Here is an 18,520-nt window from a genome sequence, read left to right on the forward strand (position 1 = left end):
GATACATAGGAAACCAGCCAAAATCGGCATCACCCATGAATTTGAGTGCCAAGCAGGAAAAAGAGGCGCCTGATGGCAATGGGGGAATATCACGACGTGGATAATGGCCGGGTGTGCGAGCGGGTGGATACAGAGCCATACAAGAGTGGCCTCGCAACGCAGGCCGTGCGTGAAGCATTGTGAGCCTGCTCCCAGATAGCTGATTCAGCCATTTGATATCTAAGAAATTTTTATTGCATCCTCGGTCCAGCTCGGGTAAAAATCTCATCCCACGGAGAGATGCCGGAGTGGCCGAACGGGATTGACTCGAAATCAATTGTGGCAGCAATGCCACCCAGGGTTCGAATCCCTGTCTCTCCGCCACATACCAAGCCCAAGCAATTAAATTGCTTGGGCTTTTTCGTTTCGTGTGATGCCTGATATGCCATCTGATGTTGGCGGGCTTGAAGCGTCCCCTCTATCGACCACCTGTTAGTCGACTCGAGCCCATATCGAGATGTCTTATCGTCGTGCAATAGGGGCCCCCTTTTACTTGCCCGATCGCCTATCGGTTGCAAGGTTGGCCCCAACGGCTTGCTCGCCAGTCATGATGGCGACACAATGGAGTCCCTTTGGTTGGCCGCTCGCAGCTGGGGCTCGTGGCCGAATGGCCAGCGATAGTATGAGCGCGCCCGAGTGTTATGGGCCGGTGACAACGGGAAACATGGCGAGAACAGGAGCAAAAGAGGATGAGGGAAGGGCTTGAATGGTTCTGGCTCAATGAACCGGCCGAATGGCACAAAACAAGCGACGGCTTGCTGGTGGTAACGGACAAGCAGACCGATTTTTGGCGCAGCACCTGGTATGGTTTCGAGCGCCACAGTGGGCATCTCTATGGCTGTGAGGTCGAGGGGGAATTTACCTTTCAGGTCTGTGTCGAAGGGGAGTTCACGACCCTCTACGATCAGGCGGGGCTGATGTTGCTGCAAGACGAGGCGCACTGGCTCAAAGCGGGGATAGAGTACAACGATGCCCAACCGATGATCGGCAGCGTGCTCACCAATCAGCGATCTGACTGGGCCACCGGTATTTTCAGCGGCAATCCGCGCCGTTTCTGGCTGCGCCTGACCCGGCTGGCCGATTGTCTGCGTCTGCAATACTCCACCGATGGTGAGGTGTGGCCACTGCTGCGGCTCGCTCCGTTCCCGCCAGGCGAGCGCTGCTTTATCGGGGTGATGTGCTGCACCCCCGAGCGGCAGGGGTTGGTGGTGCGTTTTTCGGATCTGCGCCTCACGCCGCCCCTGGGCAAGGCACTGCATGATTTGAGCTAGCCAGCCCATGGCTGGCATTGCGTGTCAACCGGCAGAGTGAACAATGCCGTCGGCCTGTAGCGTCATTCGCAGGGTCTATCGAGCGGGAGGGGCGTTGCCCTCCCTCTTTTTTACACCGGTAGGTCGGGAATGGCGGGTGGCTGTGATGGGCAAGCCTTGGCAAGCAACGTCGAAAAGCATGCGGTATGCGATGTAGCAGACACAAGTTACCGGAACTGGGATCTCGATCGGGACAACAGGACTTTTGTCCTGCAAGGGGAGGTGGGGTGGCGGCTAGGATGGCCACATCAAAACAATAAAACGAGTCAAACTGGAGCACAACAACCATGACCGCTCATATCAATGCCAACCCGGGCGATTTCGCCGAGACCGTCATTATGCCGGGGGACCCGCTGCGGGCCCGCTATATCGCCGAGACCTTTCTGACCAATGCACGCGAGGTGACCAATGTGCGCAATATGCTGGGCTACACCGGCTATTACAACGGCCAGCGCATCTCGGTGATGGGCCACGGCATGGGGATCCCCTCCATGGTGCTCTACGCCCACGAGCTGGTGAACGACTTCGGGGTCAAGCGCATCATCCGCATCGGCAGTCTGGGAGCGACCCAGCGCCACGTGCAGATGCGCGACGTCATTCTGGCGCAGGCGGCGGGCACAGATTCCCCGACCAATGCCAAGCGCAGCGCCGGTTACCAGATGGCGACCTCGGCCGACTTTGCCCTGCTGCACAAGGCGTTTACCAAGGCGCAGGAGAAGGCGATTCCGGTCAAGGTGGGCAATATCTTCACCGGCGACCTCTATTACGATCCGGACGAAAACCTCATTCCGGCGCTGGAGAAGTTTGGAGTGCTTGGCATCGACATGGAGGTGGCCGGTCTCTACGGGCTGGCCCATCAGCAGGGGATAGAGGCGCTCGCCATCCTGACTGTCTCCGACCACTGCCTGACCGGTGAAGAGACCACTGCCGAAGAGCGGCAACTCTCCTTCAACCAGATGATCGAGCTGGCGCTGCACACCGCGCTGTAAGCGCCGCAGTCCGCCCACCCCTGCACGCACCCTGACCCCAAGAGAGATCCAATATGAACAATAAGCTCTCCCTCACTGCCATCAGCTTCCTGGCCAACTTTGTGATGGCCGGTTTTGCGACCCAGTTCGGCATGCTGATCGACCCCATCGCCGCCAAGTTCGGCGCCGACGTCAATCAGGTGGCCTCCATCTTCTCCCTGCTCAACGGCGGGGCGCTGGCGGGCACCATTGCCGCCTTCTTCCTTATCGAGAAGGTGGGGCTCAAGCGGATGACCCTGCTCTGCTACGGCCTGATCGCGCTGGCGGCGGCTTCGCTCCATCTGACTGGCTCGCTCTATGTGGTGATGGCTGCCATGACGGTGATCGGCCTGTGTGGCGGGGTGGGACTCTGCATTGCAGGGACGCTGGTGGTGAGCGTCTGGCAGGCGCGGATGCAGAGCACCATGCTGGTGGTGCAGGATGCCACCTTCAACGTGGCCGGGGTGGTCTTCCCGCTTATCACCACCTACACCCTGACTCACGCCATGGCGTGGAGCTGGAGCTATCTGGCGGTGGGCGTGGTGGCGCTGGCGACCATGCTGGTGGCGGTGCTGACCAACTTCCGCAGCTGCGAGGCGGGTGGCGAGAGCGCAGGCAACGAGCACTCGGAGTGGAACCTCGGCATCATCAGCGGCGGGTTGGGGCTCTTTCTAGGCATGCTGGCGCTCTACACCTTCCTCACCTGGGCGCCCATGTTCGTGAAGAATAAGTTCGGCATCCCCTTCGAGGAGGCGGGCAACATCATCACCCAATACTGGACGGCTGCCCTGCTCGGCGCACTGGTCTCCACCGCCATCGTGACCCGCATTGCGATCCGAACCTTCCTGCTGGTGATCATCACCCTAGCGATGGGGATGACGGCGCTCATCGTTACCACCGATAACCTGAGCCAGTTGCCATACCTCACCTATGGTTACGGCTTTGTCTGCGCGGCGCTCTACAACGCCTTTATCGCCTACGGGGTGTCGTTTGTGCGCCAGGCGTCGAGCAAGAACGTCTCCTACATCCTCATCAGCGGCAGCGCGGGGGCCATGTTCAGCCCGGCCATCAGCGCCATGTTCGAGCAGGTGATCGGCTTGCAGGCGGTGATGTACGCCATCCCGCTTATCTACGCCGTGATCCTCGCCATGCTGGTAGCCTCGCTGCGCATGGCCCGGCCTCAGCCCTGTCTCGCCTGAGCGGGGGAGTAAACAGCAAGAGGGGCGGTATAAACCGCCCCTCTTTTTTGTTGCTGTTCCGCTTGTTGCTGCTCAGTCGGCAACTGAGGCCTGCGACTTATGGCTGCTCCAGAAAGGCCTTGAGCCCCGCCAGATCGCGGATCTGCAATCCCTCTTCGCCGCGCTCCACCAGTCCCTTCTCCATCAGCTCTTTCACCGCCCGCCGGTAGACCCGGTCGGTCGTGCCGAAGCGTTCCGCCTCCTGATACCCCTTGCGAAAGCCGCTCACCGGGTTGTGGTGGCAGTGGCTGTGATAGAGGTCGAGGGCGATGTTGTAGCTGATGGGGTAGAGCATGCGGCAGGTGAAGATATCCACCGTGTCCTGATAGTCGATGGCAATGGCGGTGGCAAAGAAGAGCGCCACCTTGGGGTGGGCGACCAGCGCCTGCTCCAGCTGCTCGCCGTCGATGCGGGCCACTTCCAGCGGCTCCTCGGCGATGATGTCGAGCTGGCAGCGGTAGCCGGTGAAGAACTCCATCTCGCCAAACAGCTGGTTGTCGCACTCCAGGGTGCCGAGCTGAAAGCGGCGGCCATTCATGGCGGTGTGGCCCATGGCGATGCGGCCGCCCGGTACCAGCACCAGATCCCGCAATAGCTCCCCCTGACGCATCAGGGGCTCCCCCTCGGGGATCAGATGCTGCTCCGTGATGCAGGATTGCACTACCTGCACGATAAGATCATGACTGGCCTGCCAGTGGGGCTGAAAGCGTCCCTTGAGAAGGGGTTTGAGTTGCATGGGATTTCGAGTCGTCGCCAAACAGAAACGACTATTACACACCCTTGCATACGGATATGCCAGTTTTGTACCGCAAAGTGGGGCTTACTGGTGTAGAAGTGCAATCTGGAAGCATAAAAAAGCGCCCGAAGGCGCTTTTTCATTGAGCGGTGGTCAGCAAGGGTTAGCTAATCAGGCTGGCCCACAGGTCATATTCGTCGGATTCGTCGATCCGCACCTTGACCATGTCGCCCGGCTTGAGGCCGGTTTCGCCGTTGAGGTAGACCAGACCGTCGATCTCCGGCGCATCGGCGAAGGAGCGGCCAGTGGCACCCTCTTCGTCCACTTCGTCGATGATAACGGTCATCTCCTGACCCACTTTGCGGGCCAGCTTGCGGATGGAGACCTGCTGTTGCAGCTCCATAAAGCGCTGGAAGCGCTCTTCCTGAATCGCTTCCGGCACCGGGTCCGGCAGCTCGTTGGCCAGCGCCCCTTCGACCGGGCTGTATTTGAAGCAGCCGACCCGATCCAGCTCCGCCTTGTCGATAAAGTCCAGCAGCATCTGGAAATCTTCCTCGGTCTCGCCCGGGAAGCCAACGATAAAGGTGGAGCGCAGGGTGATCTGCGGGCAGATTTCGCGCCACTTCTGGATCCGCTCCAGAGTGCGCTCGACAGTACCCGGGCGTTTCATCAGTTTCAGGATGCGCGGGCTGGCGTGCTGCAACGGAATATCGAGGTAGGGCAGTACCTTGCCATCGCGCATCAGCGGGATGACGTCATCTACGTGTGGGTAGGGGTAGACGTAGTGCAGACGTACCCAGATATCGAGCTTGGCCAGCTCTTCGCACAGGGCGACCATGCTGGTCTTGACCGGCATACCGTCGTAGAAACCGGTGCGGTGTTTCACATCGACGCCGTAGGCGGAGGTGTCCTGGGAGATCACCAGCAGCTCCTTCACGCCCGCCTCTTTCAGGCGCTTGGCTTCTGCCAGCACGTCGCCGATGGGGCGGCTCACCAGATCCCCGCGCATGGAGGGGATGATGCAGAAGGTGCAGCGGTGGTTGCACCCCTCGGAAATCTTCAGATAGGCGTAGTGGCGAGGGGTCAGCTTGACGCCGTGGGCCGGTACCAGACTGGTGAAGGGGTTGTGCTGCGGCTTCTCCACATATTTGTGGACGTGACCCAGCACCTCTTCATAGGCGTGGGGGCCGGTGATCTCGAGCACCTTGGGGTGGATCTCGCGGATCTGGTTCTCTTTGGCGCCAAGGCAGCCGGTGACGATCACCTTGCCGTTCTCGGCCAGCGCTTCGCCGATCGCTTCCAGCGACTCTTGCACCGCGCTGTCGATAAAGCCGCAGGTGTTGACGACGACCAGCTCGGCATCGTCATAGCTGGGCACCACATCGTACCCTTCGGTACGCAGCTGGGTCAGGATGCGTTCTGAATCGACCAGGTTTTTGGGGCAACCCAAGGAGACGAATCCTACTTTGGGGGCCTGTTTTATGTTGGACATCGCTCAATCACTCTTAGGTGGCTCTTCTTTAAGGGCGCGGATTTTACCGGAATGGTTAACCAAAAACTATACAGCCAGCATGGCAGAACCTAACAATATCTCCGAGTGGGCAGGATTGGGCCGTGCGAATAGCGGCTGATGGTGGAGCCCTGACTGGCGCGCAGTCCCTGCTGCACAGGTTTGTGACTGGTAATATGCGTTGCTGACTTATTAGTCAATTTCGCGGTCTGTGGCTGGGAACCCTGTCACGGGTACCCCTATACTCCCATCATGGTGATCCGGTGGAGAAGGCAATGGAAAGTTCATTTGGCGAAAGAATGCAGAATCTGCACGCTACGCTGCGCGAGCGTTTTGACAAGCTGAGTCGGGTGGCCATTGCGATTTACGATCCCCATACCGATCAGCTCAAGACCTTCGCCCACAGCACCGAGGGGCCCTCGCCGCTGGTGCAGTATGAGGTGAAGCTGAGCGATGTTCCATCCTTGCGCTATCTGGCGGAGCACAAGCACCCCCGGGTGCTTGGCAATCTCGATGCCCTGCGTGGTTCCGCGTCGGAACACAGCCGCAAGCTGCTGGAGGCGGGCTATGCCTCCAGCTATACCGAGCCGCTGTTGTTCAACAGCAAGCTGTTTGGTTTTCTGTTTTGCGATGCCATGGAGCCGGGATATTTCGATGAGTCGATCCAAAGCGAGCTGTCGGCCTATGCCCAGATGTTGTCCGCCATCATTGCGGTGGAGTTCTTCTCTATTCAGACCCTCGGCGGCGCGCTGACCACGGCACGTGAGTTCAGTCGCTATCGGGATGAGGAGACCGCCAACCATCTGCATCGGATGTCGGCCTACTCCCGACTGATCGCCAAGACGCTGGCCCCGACTTGCGGGCTGAGCGACGAGGAGGTGGAGTTTGTCTACCTCTTCTCCGAGCTGCACGACATCGGCAAGATCGCGGTGCCGGATGCCATTTTACTCAAGCCGGGCAAGCTGACCCCGGAAGAGTTCGAGATCATGAAGGTTCACACCAGCAAGGGGCGAGAGATGATCAGCCTGATGATCAATGAGTTTGGCCTCGATGGCATTCACCACACCGATATGCTGACCAACATCATCGCAGGCCATCATGAGCGTTTTGATGGTACCGGTTATCCGCTGGGGCTGGCGGGGGAGGCGATCCCGCTGGCGGCGCGTATCGTGACGGTGGCTGATGTTTTTGATGCCCTGACCAGCGAGCGCCCCTACAAGCAGGCCTGGCCGTTCGAGATGGCGTTTGCCTATCTGGAGGAGCATGCCGGCAGCCAGTTTGATCCCGCCTGTGTCGCTGCGGCCCTGCACAACAAGGCCGAGTTTTATGCCATCTATCAGCAGTATCAGGATCCCGCCAGTTCATCAGGTGTGGCGGCCAGTGGCGCAGAGCCGGGTTGAGCGCGTGTGATGAGCGTAAGGGGGAAAGAGGCGGTTCAAGCATGACGAGGAATGAATAGAGAGGGGGCACCAGCAGGTGCCCCCTCTCTTTTATGCGCTTATCGATTTCACGCGCCCTTATTTTGCCGACCTTGTATCTGCGGCTATGGCGTTTGCGCTCAGGTTACTTTTTGGGCGTCGGCTCGCTGATCTGATAGAGGTGATCCGCGCAGGCGCTGGAGCAGCCACAGGGGCGCACCTCTTTATCTTCCCGTTTCTGGGCAAGCTGGTATTGGCGCCACCAGATGATGGAGCCCATAGCCAGGATCAGCACGAATGAGGCGAGCAGGCTCAATAACCAGATGGACATGATCTCTTCTCCCTGATGGTGATGACATGCACTGCGATGGCATCAGTGATGATAGCAGCAACCGCCCTGCTGGTTGGCGCCCTCACTGCCGTGGCAACAAGTATGGCCTTGTCGTGAGCTCTCTGCCTGATTGCCACCACTGGCGCAGCAGTGATCGGATCCACTGTTGCACCCACCGTGACAATGGGCATGACTCTGGCCTGCGCCGAGGGGCTGGATGACACGGATCGCGGCCTTGCTCTGATGACGGCGAGATGGACGGCCCTGACTTGCCTCGGTGAGAGGTTGTAGATTAGCGGGGGCCAGCAGCGCGGGCAGCGGCAAGCGGGCAGAGCGGCACTGCAGCACCCGGATATTGACCGCCAGCAGGCGCCCCAGCATTCGCTCGCCGATATTGCGCACCACCACCTGACCCACTTGATGATGGGCGAGGGCGTCGAGCAGCGCTTGCTTGCCGTGGCAGCCTTCGGCGGTGGCCGGGTTAGCCAGGGTGGCGATAACGTTCCCTTCGGGGTTAAGAATTTGCAGCTGCTCGGCACGGGTAAAGTGGCCAGCCAGCAACCCCTGACTCAGCATCAGGGCGCTGTTGCAGAGGGTGGTGGTCATGGTTGTGACAGCATTCATGTCGGCTCTTCTCCACTGGTTGGGTGGTCGGGCTCGGCGGGTTGCATCATCAATGCCTTGCCCAGACTCAGACACTCCACCACCTTGTAGCGCCCTTTTTTCAGGATATTGGCCAGGGTCTGGCGGGAGACCCCCATCACCAGGGCGGCCTCCTGCTGCTGCATTCCTTGAAGGTCGACGAGGCGGAGTGCCTCGAACTCGTCAGGGGCCAGCGTGACCTGTTCCAGCTGATGCATGGGGCGGCCGTTGGGTTTGAAGCAGCTGTTGGCGGGGTGGCCACAGATCTGGCGGGCAATCTTGGGTCTTGGCATGGTGGCTCCTAATTGGCATAAGCCATTTATACGCTCATATGTAGCATATGCCAATAATTTTGTCGGGTGTAGAGAGCTGTGCCAGTGCTGTTTACGGCAGAGAGGGGTAAAGAGGGGGAGGGGGAATACGTACAAAAGCAGTGAAGGTGGCAGAAACGACGCAGGCCCGAACATGGTTCGGGCCTGCGTTTTTGCAGAGGATGGTTGAGCTATCCCGGCGAGCTTACGCCTGTTCGGCCTCGGCCACGGGGGCTGCGCTCTCGCTACCGTTGGCGAAGCGATCCGCCCACAGGGCAATCACGCCGTCACCGGTGACGTTGCAGGCGGTGCCGAAGCTGTCTTGCGCCAGATAGAGGGCGATCATCAGGGCGATGGAGGCTTCACCGAAACCGAGCATGGAGGTGAGCAGGCCCAGTGCCGACATCACGCCACCACCCGGGGCGCCCGGGGCGGCGATCATGATCACCCCCAGCATCATGATGAAGGGGAGCATGGTCTCGATGCCCGGAATGGCCAGATGCTCGGAGAGGAACATCACCGCGGTGGCGCAGGTGACCAGGGTAATGGTGGAGCCACAGAGGTGAATGGTGGCACACAGCGGCACGGTGAAGTTGGCGATACCGTCGCTCACCCCGTTGTTCTTGCTCGATTGCAGGGCGACCGGAATGGTGGCGGCGCTCGACATGGTCCCCAGCGCGGTGAAGTAGGCGGGCAGCATGTTCTTGATGAGCTGGGCCGGTGAGCGGCCAAGGGCCAGACCGGTACCCACGAACAGTACGGAGAGCCAGATCCAGTGCATCAGGATCGCCATCACCAGCACCACGCCGAAGGTTTTCAGAGTGGCGAATACGGTGCCTTCTACCGTCATCTCGACAAAGACGCCCGCGATATAGAACGGCAGCAGCGGAATGATCACCTTGGCCAGCAGGCGGTCGATGATGTCACGGCCCTGATCGGCGACCCGGCGCAGATCGGTGGCCTGGGTGGCGCTGATGCCGATGCCAAACACGAAGGCGGCGGCCAGTGCCGACATCACGCCAAACAGCGGCGGGATCTCCAGATTGACGTAGGAGGCGAGCTTGATGGCCGTGGCCGTGGTGGGCTCGGCGGCGGTGGTGAACTGCGGGATCAGGTGGCTCGCCACGGTAAAGGCGAATAGCCCTGCCAGAATGGTGGAGCAGTAGGAGAGGGCCACGGTTTTGCCCAGCAGCTTGCCGGAGTTTTTCGGCAGGCTGGCGATGCCGCTCATGATAAAGAACAGAATGATGAGCGGAATGGTGAAGGTGATCAGCTGACCTATCACTGTCTTGGCCGTAAACAGCACGCGCGCCACCCACTCAGGGGCGTAGAGACCGAGCAAGAGACCGGCAAGGATGCCAGCAATGAGTTTCAGGACAAGTTTCATAAGGAAATCCGGAGTTGGTTGTATTGTCTGTTTTGTTATTAAATTTTGATATTAATCGAACTTTTTAACACGTAAGCCGTGTTATGTCTGCCTTTTATGCGTTAATGCCGAGTTAAATATTGTCGATAGCCAAGATCGCCGACTAGCAGCCGGCTTAGCATTGAATGGGAAAATCCGTGATGAATTAGCCCGTTAGGTGGCCTGATGATCGCCGCGCAGCAACATGACGTACTGGTTGGCATATTGACTTGCGGAGTCTGAGGTGCTGGCTGATACGGTTTCCATCGGCGCCAGTTGCAGCGCTATCCCGGATGTGGTGACCAGTTGCTGTAGCTCATCGTGACTTATCTTGCCGCTTGGCTGTAGGGGGAAACAGAGCGGTGCGCCCGTTTTGAGCAGGGTCGCCAGCTGTTGCAACAGGGGGACAAGAGTGGCTTCGTCGCTATCAAGTGGGCGACTCAGCCAGATGCCATCGTAAGGGAGCACCGAGTGCATCTTCGCCAGCGAGCAGACCCGCACTGCTTGCCCGGATTGCTGTGAGGCAACTCTGGCGTCGGCCAGTATCGCTTCGCAGGCGGTGACCACATACCCTTCTGCACGCAGCCAGCAGAGATCCTCCCCCGTACCGCACTGACCATTGAGCAGGTGAGCGCCGGGTTTGAGGCGCGCCACAAAGGCAGCTCGAGCGTGGGCATGCTGGTCGTTCAATGGCCGGGAAGCGGGGATGGCGTCAGAGTGTGGCACAGGGGTTACCTCAAGCAGGGGGCGCACAGGGTAACAAATCGGGGCCTGACTGCCAAAGCGCGCGGTCAGGCCCCGATTTGGATGGGTGGGAGTTACCGGAGCCGGTTAGCGGCCGCAGGCAGGCCCGTGGGGGTGGGCCAGCATGGTAAACATGCTCTCTATCAGGAAGGCTGATTCGCCCTGCAGGTCGATCCGCTCCGGAAAGTGGAGCCAGTTGATGATGTAACCATCCAGGGTGCAGTGGAGCAGGGTGGCGGCGCGCTGCAGGTTGAGGTTGGCGGGCAGTTGGCCCCGCCGTACCGCATTGGCCAGGGTGGTCTCCAGGTCCCGGAAAAAGTTGGCTGACTCGCTGCGGATATGTTCGCGCAGTGAGATTGCCTCCCCCTCCAGCGATTCGAGATTGAACAGTATGGTGAACATCTGCCGCTGGGCCGGATTGTGAATGAAGCTGTGGAGTACCCCTTCGAAGAAGAGGCGCAGTTGCCCCAGCGGATCCGGCTCATCTGGATTGAGGCAGGCATCGAGCTGGTGGGCGAGGGGGCTGCAGAGCTCCTGCCAGAGCGAAATGAAGAGTTCATCCTTGTTCTTGAAGTGCCAATAGATGGCCCCGCGGGTCAGGTCTGCCGCCCTGGCGATGTCAGTCAGGCTGGTCTTGGCCAAGCCCTGGGAGCAGAACAGATCCAGCGCCGTGCTCATGATGTGGCAGCGGGTTTGCTGCGCCTCTTCTTTGGTTCGTCTGGCCATCGAAATTTGTGCCTCATGCAAGTAAAAAGTCACTTACATACATTTATGAATGTATGTATATTGCCTCATCTTTCGACTATTTACCAACAGGGCCCATGCGGCCCTGATTGTTCATTGACTGGCAAAGGCTCAGGTGTTTCATGCATAAACATATTCTTGCTCGTTCAGTTGGTCTTGCCTTGCTGGCTACAGGCTTGCTGGCAGGTTGTGGTGACAAGGGGGGCGCACCTCAGGGACAGGGCGACATGCCCCCCGCGGCGGTCAACGTGGTGACCCTGCAGAGCGGTCCGCTGATGTTGACCACCGAGTTGACCGGCCGCAGCGCCCCGTTGCGGGTGGCCGAAGTGCGTCCGCAAGTGAGCGGCATCATCCTCAAGCGCCTCTTTACCGAGGGAAGTGATGTGAAGGCGGGCGATCTGCTCTATCAGATCGATCCAGCTGTTTATCAGGCGGCAGTCGCCAGCGCCAAAGCCAATCTGGCCAAGGCCGAGGCTAACGAGCAGAGTGCCCGCCTCAAGGCGCAGCGCTATCAGGAGCTGCTCAAAGTCAAATCCATCAGCCGTCAGGACTATGACGACGCCGATGCCAGCTGGAAGCAGGCCAAAGCGGAGATCATGGCGAGCAAGGCGGCCCTGCGCACTGCCGAGATCAATCTCGGTTACACCCGCATCACCGCCCCCATCAGTGGCCGCATCGGTAAATCCGCGGTGACAGAGGGGGCGCTGGTGACTGCCCAGCAGGCTGACAGCCTGACTGCCATTCAGCAGCTCGATCCCATGTATGTGGATGTGCGTCAGTCCACCGCCGATCTGCTGCGCCTCAAGCGACTGGTCGCCGAGGGCAAGTTGACCCAGGACGAGCAGAAGGGAGCCAAGGTGACCTTCCAGCTGGAAGATGGCTCCACTTATGGCGAAGAGGGCTCGCTGCAGTTCTCCGATGTGACAGTGGATGAGACCTCCGGCATGGTGACCCTGCGGGTGATTGTGCCCAACCCTCATCAGCTGCTGCTGCCCGGCATGTTTATGCGCGCCACCCTGCAGGAGGGTGAGCGGGCACAAGGGCTGCTGGTGCCGCAAACTGCGGTGACTCGCACCCCCAATGGCGGCGCCACCGTGATGGTGGTGACGGCTGACAACAAGGTGGAGCTGCGCAACGTGCAGCTGAGCCGTGTCGTTGGCAGCAACTGGGTGGTGGAGTCAGGGCTGACCTCCGGCGAGCGGGTGATCGTGGCTGGCTTGCAGAAAGTACGACCGGGTGCCGTGGTCAATCCCGCCGAGCAGGATGCTGATGCAGCGTCTGCTCAAGCTGCGTCCAACACCCCGGCCAACAAGTAGGATGGAGTAGTCGCTTCATGGCTCGATTTTTTATAGACAGACCCATTTTTGCCTGGGTGATCGCGCTGGTGATCATGCTGGCGGGCAGCCTGGCCATCATCAAATTGCCAGTCGCCCAGTATCCGAGCATTGCGCCGCCCGCTGTCGGTATTTCTGCCAGCTATCCGGGCGCATCCGCCAAAACGGTGGAAGACTCGGTAACCCAGATCATCGAACAGAACATGACCGGGCTGGATCACCTGCTCTACATGTCCTCCCAGTCTGACTCCGCGGGGCGGGTGTCGGTGACCCTCACCTTCCAGCCGGGGACCGATCCCGATATTGCCCAGGTGCAGGTGCAGAACAAGCTGCAACAAGCGATGTCGCTGCTGCCGCAAGAGGTGCAGCAGCAGGGGATCCGGGTCCAGAAGACCTCCAGCAGCTTCCTGATGGTCGCGGCCTTCATCTCCAGCGATGGCAGCATGAACAACGACGACCTAGCGGACTATGTGGTCTCCAACATCAAGGAGCCCCTGAGTCGTCTGGACGGGGTAGGGGACATCACCTTGTTCGGCAGCCAGTACTCCATGCGGGTCTGGCTCGATCCCAACAAGCTCAACCGAGTGCAGATGACCCCGGGAGATGTGCAGGCGGCCATCAAGGCGCAGAACGCCCAGGTGGCGTTTGGCAAGCTGGGTGGCACACCATCGGTGGAAGATCAGCAGTTCACCGCCACCATCATGGGGCAGACCCGTCTCTCTACCGTCGAGCAGTTCAACGATATCCTGCTGCGGGTGAATCAGGATGGCTCCAAGGTACGGCTGAAAGATGTGGCCCGGGTCGAGCTGGCGGGCGAAAGCTATGACGCCGATGCGCTCTACAACGGCCAGTCTACCGCCGCGGTCGCCATCAAGCTGGCGACCGGCGCCAATGCGCTGGATACCGCCGAGAAGGTGCGTGCCAAGCTCAATGAGCTGTCGGATTACTTCCCGGCCAATATGGAGATCGTCTACCCCTACGACACCACGCCGTTTGTGAAGATCTCCATCGAGGAGGTGGTGCAGACCCTGATCGAGGCGATCTTCCTGGTGTTCTGCGTCATGTATCTGTTCCTGCAGAACTTCCGCGCCACCCTGATCCCGACCATTGCGGTGCCTGTGGTACTGCTCGGTACCTTCGGGGTGATGGCGGCGTTCGGCTTCTCCATCAACACCCTCACCATGTTCGGTATGGTGCTCGCCATCGGCCTGCTGGTGGATGACGCTATCGTGGTGGTGGAGAACGTGGAGCGACTGATGAGCGAGGAGGATCTCTCCCCGCTGGAAGCGACCCGCAAGTCGATGACCCAGATCACCGGCGCGCTGGTGGGGATCGCCTTGGTGCTCTCCGCCGTGTTCGTGCCGATGGCGTTTTTCGGCGGCTCGACCGGTGCCATCTATCGCCAGTTCTCATTGACCATCGTCTCGGCCATGGTGCTGTCGGTGCTGGTGGCGTTGATCCTGACTCCGGCGCTCTGTGCCACCCTGCTCAAGCCGATGAAACATGGCGAGTTTGGTGCCAAGCGTGGCTTCTTTGGCTGGTTCAACCGCGCCTTTGATGCCGGTACCAATCGCTATCAGAGCGGCGTGCGCAAGGTGATCAAGCAGGGTGTGCGCTACAGCCTGATCTACGGTGCCATGCTGGCGGTGTTGGCAGTGCTCTTTATGCGGATGCCCACCTCCTTCCTGCCGGAAGAGGATCAGGGGGTCATCATGTCCATGGTGCAACTGCCGGTGGGGGCGACCAAGCAGCGCACCGAGGTGGTACTGGCGGATATGCGCGACTACTTCCTGAAAAACGAGAAGGATAACGTTGACTCCGTTCTGACCGTATCCGGCTTCAGCTTCGCCGGTAGTGGCCAGAACGCGGGTATGGCCTTTATCAAGCTCAAGGACTGGAGCGAGCGCAAGAGCCCGGATCGCAGCGCCAATGCCATCATCGGCCGTGCCATGGGTTACCTGTTCAGCATCAAGGAGGCGCAAGTGTTCGCCTTTAACCTGCCTCCGATCCCGGAGCTGGGGACGGCGACCGGTTTTGACTTCTTCCTGCAGGATCGCGGCGGTATCGGTCACGACAAGCTGATGGCGGCGCGTAACCAGCTGCTCGGCATGGCGGCGCAGGATCCCACTCTGGTGCGGGTACGCCCGAACGGGATGGAAGATACGCCGCAACTCGATATCAAGATCGACTACGAGAAGGCGCTGGCGCAGGGGCTATCCATCGCGGATATCAACAACACCCTGGCTACTGCCTGGGGTTCCTCCTACGTCAATGATTTCGTTGACCGTGGCCGGATCAAGAAGGTCTACATGCAGGCGGATGCCCCCTTCCGGATGAACCCGGAAGATCTGAAACTCTGGTATGTGCGCAACAGTGCCGGTCAGATGGTGCCCTTCTCTGCCTTTGCCAGCACCGAGTGGAGCTTCGGCTCGCCGCGTCTTGAGCGTTACAACGGTGTGCCAGCGATGGAGATCGTCGGTGAAGCTGCGCCCGGCAAGAGTACCGGTGATGCAATGGCTGCCATCGAACAGATGGTGAAACAGCTGCCGGAAGGGGTGGGCATCGAGTGGACCGGGCTCTCCTTCCAGGAGCGTCAGGCCGGTTCACAGGCACCAGCGCTCTACGCCATCTCCTTGCTGGTGGTGTTCCTCTGTCTGGCAGCCCTCTACGAGAGCTGGAGCATTCCGTTCTCGGTGATGCTGGTAGTACCGCTCGGGGTTCTGGGGGCCATTGTGGCTGCCACCCTGCGCGGATTGGAGAACGACGTCTACTTCCAGGTTGGTCTGCTCACCACCATCGGCTTGTCGGCGAAAAACGCGATTTTGATCGTGGAATTTGCCAAAGAGCTCTACGACAAAGGGATGGGCTTGGGTGAGGCGGTGGTGGAGGCGGCACGCCTGCGTCTGCGCCCGATCCTGATGACCTCGCTCGCCTTTATCCTCGGGGTATTGCCGCTGGTTATCAGCTCCGGCGCGGGCGCCAGCAGCCGTAACGCCATCGGTACCGGCGTAATGGGGGGGATGATCAGCGCCACCGTGCTGGCCATCTTCTTCGTCCCGCTCTTCTTCGTGCTGGTGATGCGTTACTTCACTAGCCACAAAAGTAAAGAGGCGCGCATGGTTGCAGCAGTTGAGTCAAAAGGTGACTGAGCAAAGTAACCCCTGAAGTTCTGGGTGGCAGATCACAATAAGACAAATACATCAGGTATGACTGAGTAATAAATAGAGCGACTTGGAAAGTCGCTCTATTTTTTTTCCGTAAAAACGGTAACTTAAGCGTAATTATTAAGTTAATACTGCTTCTTTTCGAGAAATTATGTCGCCGTGAGGTGGTTTTCTATCGACTCCTTTTCAGAGGTGAGGGGCAAGTCAGTTTCTGCTGTGCAGCTCGGCTGGAAACAAGATAGAATCTGCGTCTTATAGGGTTGGATAGGTAGTGTCCGCTCTTTCTTGGTCTTGGGCCATAAAGCTGTGCTACACACCATCAAGACAGCAAAATGCTGGAGGACATGATGACCAACAGCAGACCTAATTTGGTTAAAAGCAGCAAACTGGGGGCTGTAACCCAAGGGCGGTAGCCTTGAGATTATTCAGCGATTTGCACAAATAATGTTCATTTATTGTTTTGCTGCTGTTGGCGCTGGTTAAATTGCAGTCTATTGGGTGTTTCAATAACGCATCAGTGGATAGCCAGCCTCTCTCTGATGTCATATCAACGCCTCGCAAGAGATACATATTTATGAAAATCCTCGTGACCGGTGGTGCCGGCTTTATCGGCTCTGCCGTGGTGCGCCATATTATCCGTGATACCCAAGATTCCGTTATCAATCTCGATAAACTCACCTATGCCGGCAATCTGGAATCCTTGGCCGATGTATCGTCAAGCGAGCGTTATGTGTTTGAGCAGGTGGATATTTGCAATCGCGCCGAGCTGGATCGGGTGTTTGCCTTGCACCAGCCGGATGCCGTGATGCATCTGGCCGCCGAGAGCCATGTTGACCGCTCCATTACAGGGCCGGCTGACTTTATCGAGACCAATATCGTCGGCACCTATATGTTGCTGGAAGCGGCTCGCGCTTACTGGAACGGTCTGGACGAGGTACGCAAGGCGGCCTTCCGCTTCCACCATATCTCCACCGACGAGGTGTATGGTGATCTGCCTCATCCGGATGAAGTGGCTGCCGGTGAACCATTGCCGCTCTTTACCGAGACCACCCCCTACGCCCCCAGCAGCCCCTATTCTGCCTCCAAGGCTTCCAGCGACCATCTGGTGCGCGCTTGGCGCCGCACCTACGGTCTGCCGACCATCGTCACCAACTGCTCCAACAACTACGGCCCGTACCACTTCCCCGAGAAGCTGATCCCGTTGGTCATTCTTAACGCGCTGGATGGCAAGCCGTTACCTGTCTATGGCAAGGGCGACCAGGTCCGTGACTGGCTCTACGTGGAAGATCACGCGCGTGCGCTCTACAAGGTAGCAACCACAGGCGTGGTCGGTGAGACCTACAACATCGGCGGTCATAACGAGAAGCAGAATCTGGAGGTGGTACACACCATCTGCGATCTGCTGGACGAGATGGTGCCGAAGGTGGGCTCTTATCGTGAGCAAATCACCTATGTGGCGGATCGCCCTGGCCACGATCGCCGCTATGCCATCGATGCGACCAAGATGAGCGCAGAGCTGGATTGGCAACCGCAAGAGACCTTTGAATCCGGTATTCGCAAAACTCTGCAGTGGTATCTGGATAACCAGCAGTGGGTCAGCAACGTCAAGAGCGGTGCCTACCAGTCCTGGATTGAGCAACACTATTCCTCGATTGAACAGAATGATGGGGAGCGTGCCTGATGCATATTCTGCTGTTTGGCAAAAACGGCCAGGTAGGCTGGGAGCTGCAACGCGCACTGGCGCCGCTGGGGCGCATCACTGCCGTTGATTTTGACTCCACCGACTATTGCGGCGATTTCAGCAACCCGGCAGGGGTGGCCGACACTGTACGTCTGGTCAAGCCGGATGTGATTGTCAACGCTGCGGCCCACACCGCAGTCGACAAGGCGGAGAGCGAGCGTGAATTTGCCGAGCTGCTCAACGCGACCAGCGTGGCAGCGATAGCCAAAGAAGCGGAAGCATTGGGTGCCTGGTTGGTGCATTACTCCACCGACTATGTATTTGATGGCAGCGGTGAGCGCCCCTGGGGGGAAACCGATGCAACCGCCCCGCTCAACGTCTATGGCGAAACCAAGCTTGCGGGTGAGCAAGGGGCCGCACTTTGTTCCCGTCACCTGATCTTCCGCACCAGCTGGGTTTACGCCGCCCGCGGAGCCAATTTTGCCAAGACCATGCTGCGCTTTGGCAAAGAGCGTAGCGAGATGTCAGTGATCAATGACCAGTTTGGCGCTCCGACCGGCGCCGAGTTGCTGGCCGATTGCACCGCCCATGCTCTCCGCGTGGCGCAGCGCAAACCCGAGGTCGCCGGGCTGTACCATCTGATTGCCTCCGGTACCACCACCTGGTTTGACTACGCCCAGCTGGTGTTTGCCAAAGCCAGAGAGGCTGGCGTTGAACTGGCGGTGACACAACTCAATGCCGTGCCGACCAGCGCCTTCCCTACCCCGGCCAAACGCCCCCATAACTCCCGCCTGGATACCGGCAAATTCCAGCGCACCTTCGATCTGGTGCTGCCGGAGTGGACAGTCGGTGTGGAGCGGATGTTGACCGAGATCCTTGGCAAGTAAATTACTGGCCAGGGATGTA

16 protein-coding genes and 1 tRNA gene are annotated in these 18,520 nt (G+C 59.2%); 9 read left to right on the forward strand and 8 right to left on the reverse strand.

From position 1 onward, the window contains the following. Positions 1–273: 273 nt before the first annotated feature. The 4 genes from G5306_RS05000 (at position 274) to tsgA (ending at position 3,555) form a co-directional block, all read left to right on the forward strand. Positions 274–363, forward strand: a tRNA-Ser gene (locus G5306_RS05000). A 365-nt stretch (positions 364–728) separates the two neighbouring features. Next, complete coding sequence (locus G5306_RS05005; protein WP_421205832.1) at positions 729–1,310, forward strand: DUF1349 domain-containing protein; 582 nt, start codon at positions 729–731, stop codon at positions 1,308–1,310. 326 nt (positions 1,311–1,636) lie between these two features. Next, entirely contained in the window at positions 1,637–2,338 is a 702-nt protein-coding gene (deoD, locus tag G5306_RS05010; protein WP_421205831.1) for a purine-nucleoside phosphorylase, read from the forward strand. Between the two features lie 53 nt (positions 2,339–2,391). Beyond that, entirely contained in the window at positions 2,392–3,555 is a 1,164-nt protein-coding gene (gene tsgA / locus G5306_RS05015) for an MFS transporter TsgA (protein WP_421312484.1), read from the forward strand. Between the two features lie 97 nt (positions 3,556–3,652). Here tsgA and G5306_RS05020 read toward each other — a convergent pair whose 3' ends face one another. Both G5306_RS05020 and rimO read right to left on the reverse strand, forming a co-directional pair. Then, complete coding sequence (locus G5306_RS05020) at positions 3,653–4,330, reverse strand: Crp/Fnr family transcriptional regulator (protein WP_216951704.1); 678 nt, start codon at positions 4,328–4,330, stop codon at positions 3,653–3,655. A 163-nt stretch (positions 4,331–4,493) separates the two neighbouring features. Then, positions 4,494–5,822, reverse strand: a complete 1,329-nt coding sequence (gene rimO, locus G5306_RS05025; protein WP_421312485.1) for a 30S ribosomal protein S12 methylthiotransferase RimO — start codon at positions 5,820–5,822, stop codon at positions 4,494–4,496. Between the two features lie 293 nt (positions 5,823–6,115). On the opposite strand from rimO, the gene G5306_RS05030 reads away from it, so the two are divergent. Further along, positions 6,116–7,240: an HD domain-containing phosphohydrolase gene (locus G5306_RS05030; protein ID WP_421312486.1), complete on the forward strand. Its 1,125-nt coding sequence runs from the start codon at positions 6,116–6,118 to the stop codon at positions 7,238–7,240. Between the two features lie 163 nt (positions 7,241–7,403). Here G5306_RS05030 and G5306_RS05035 read toward each other — a convergent pair whose 3' ends face one another. The 6 genes from G5306_RS05035 to G5306_RS05060 all read right to left on the reverse strand — a co-directional run bounded on the left by G5306_RS05035 (position 7,404) and on the right by G5306_RS05060 (position 11,417). Continuing rightward, positions 7,404–7,589, reverse strand: coding sequence for a hypothetical protein (locus tag G5306_RS05035; protein WP_421312487.1), 186 nt, complete (start codon positions 7,587–7,589; stop codon positions 7,404–7,406). A gap of 42 nt (positions 7,590–7,631) precedes the next feature. Next, a complete protein-coding gene (locus G5306_RS05040; RefSeq protein WP_421312488.1) occupies positions 7,632–8,213 on the reverse strand; it encodes a NifB/NifX family molybdenum-iron cluster-binding protein in 582 nt (193 codons plus the stop codon). Beyond that, positions 8,210–8,524: a DUF134 domain-containing protein gene (locus tag G5306_RS05045; RefSeq protein ID WP_076492301.1), complete on the reverse strand. Its 315-nt coding sequence runs from the start codon at positions 8,522–8,524 to the stop codon at positions 8,210–8,212. The genes G5306_RS05040 and G5306_RS05045 overlap by 4 nt, the downstream gene beginning before the upstream one ends. A 223-nt stretch (positions 8,525–8,747) precedes the next feature. After that, positions 8,748–9,929: a dicarboxylate/amino acid:cation symporter gene (locus G5306_RS05050; RefSeq protein ID WP_005359180.1), complete on the reverse strand. Its 1,182-nt coding sequence runs from the start codon at positions 9,927–9,929 to the stop codon at positions 8,748–8,750. Between the two features lie 192 nt (positions 9,930–10,121). Beyond that, entirely contained in the window at positions 10,122–10,673 is a 552-nt protein-coding gene (locus G5306_RS05055) for a hypothetical protein (protein WP_421208002.1), read from the reverse strand. 105 nt (positions 10,674–10,778) lie between these two features. Continuing rightward, positions 10,779–11,417: a TetR family transcriptional regulator gene (locus G5306_RS05060; protein ID WP_421208003.1), complete on the reverse strand. Its 639-nt coding sequence runs from the start codon at positions 11,415–11,417 to the stop codon at positions 10,779–10,781. A gap of 140 nt (positions 11,418–11,557) precedes the next feature. Here G5306_RS05060 and G5306_RS05065 point away from each other — a divergent pair, with 140 nt between their 5' ends. The 4 genes from G5306_RS05065 (at position 11,558) to rfbD (ending at position 18,501) form a co-directional block, all read left to right on the forward strand. After that, positions 11,558–12,751 carry an efflux RND transporter periplasmic adaptor subunit gene (locus G5306_RS05065; RefSeq protein WP_421312489.1) on the forward strand — a complete coding sequence of 398 codons (1,194 nt, stop codon included), beginning with the start codon at positions 11,558–11,560 and terminating at the stop codon, positions 12,749–12,751. Positions 12,752–12,768: 17 nt separating this feature from the next. Beyond that, positions 12,769–15,918: an efflux RND transporter permease subunit gene (locus tag G5306_RS05070; RefSeq protein WP_181222115.1), complete on the forward strand. Its 3,150-nt coding sequence runs from the start codon at positions 12,769–12,771 to the stop codon at positions 15,916–15,918. 589 nt (positions 15,919–16,507) lie between these two features. Next, positions 16,508–17,614, forward strand: coding sequence for a dTDP-glucose 4,6-dehydratase (gene rfbB, locus G5306_RS05075; RefSeq protein ID WP_421312490.1), 1,107 nt, complete (start codon positions 16,508–16,510; stop codon positions 17,612–17,614). Next, positions 17,614–18,501, forward strand: a complete 888-nt coding sequence (rfbD, locus tag G5306_RS05080) for a dTDP-4-dehydrorhamnose reductase (protein ID WP_421312491.1) — start codon at positions 17,614–17,616, stop codon at positions 18,499–18,501. The genes rfbB and rfbD overlap by 1 nt, the downstream gene beginning before the upstream one ends. The last annotated feature ends 19 nt before the right edge of the window (positions 18,502–18,520 follow it).

It is taken from the genome of Aeromonas sp. 603404, from assembly GCF_049171775.1.
Lineage (GTDB): Bacteria > Pseudomonadota > Gammaproteobacteria > Enterobacterales > Aeromonadaceae > Aeromonas > Aeromonas veronii_A.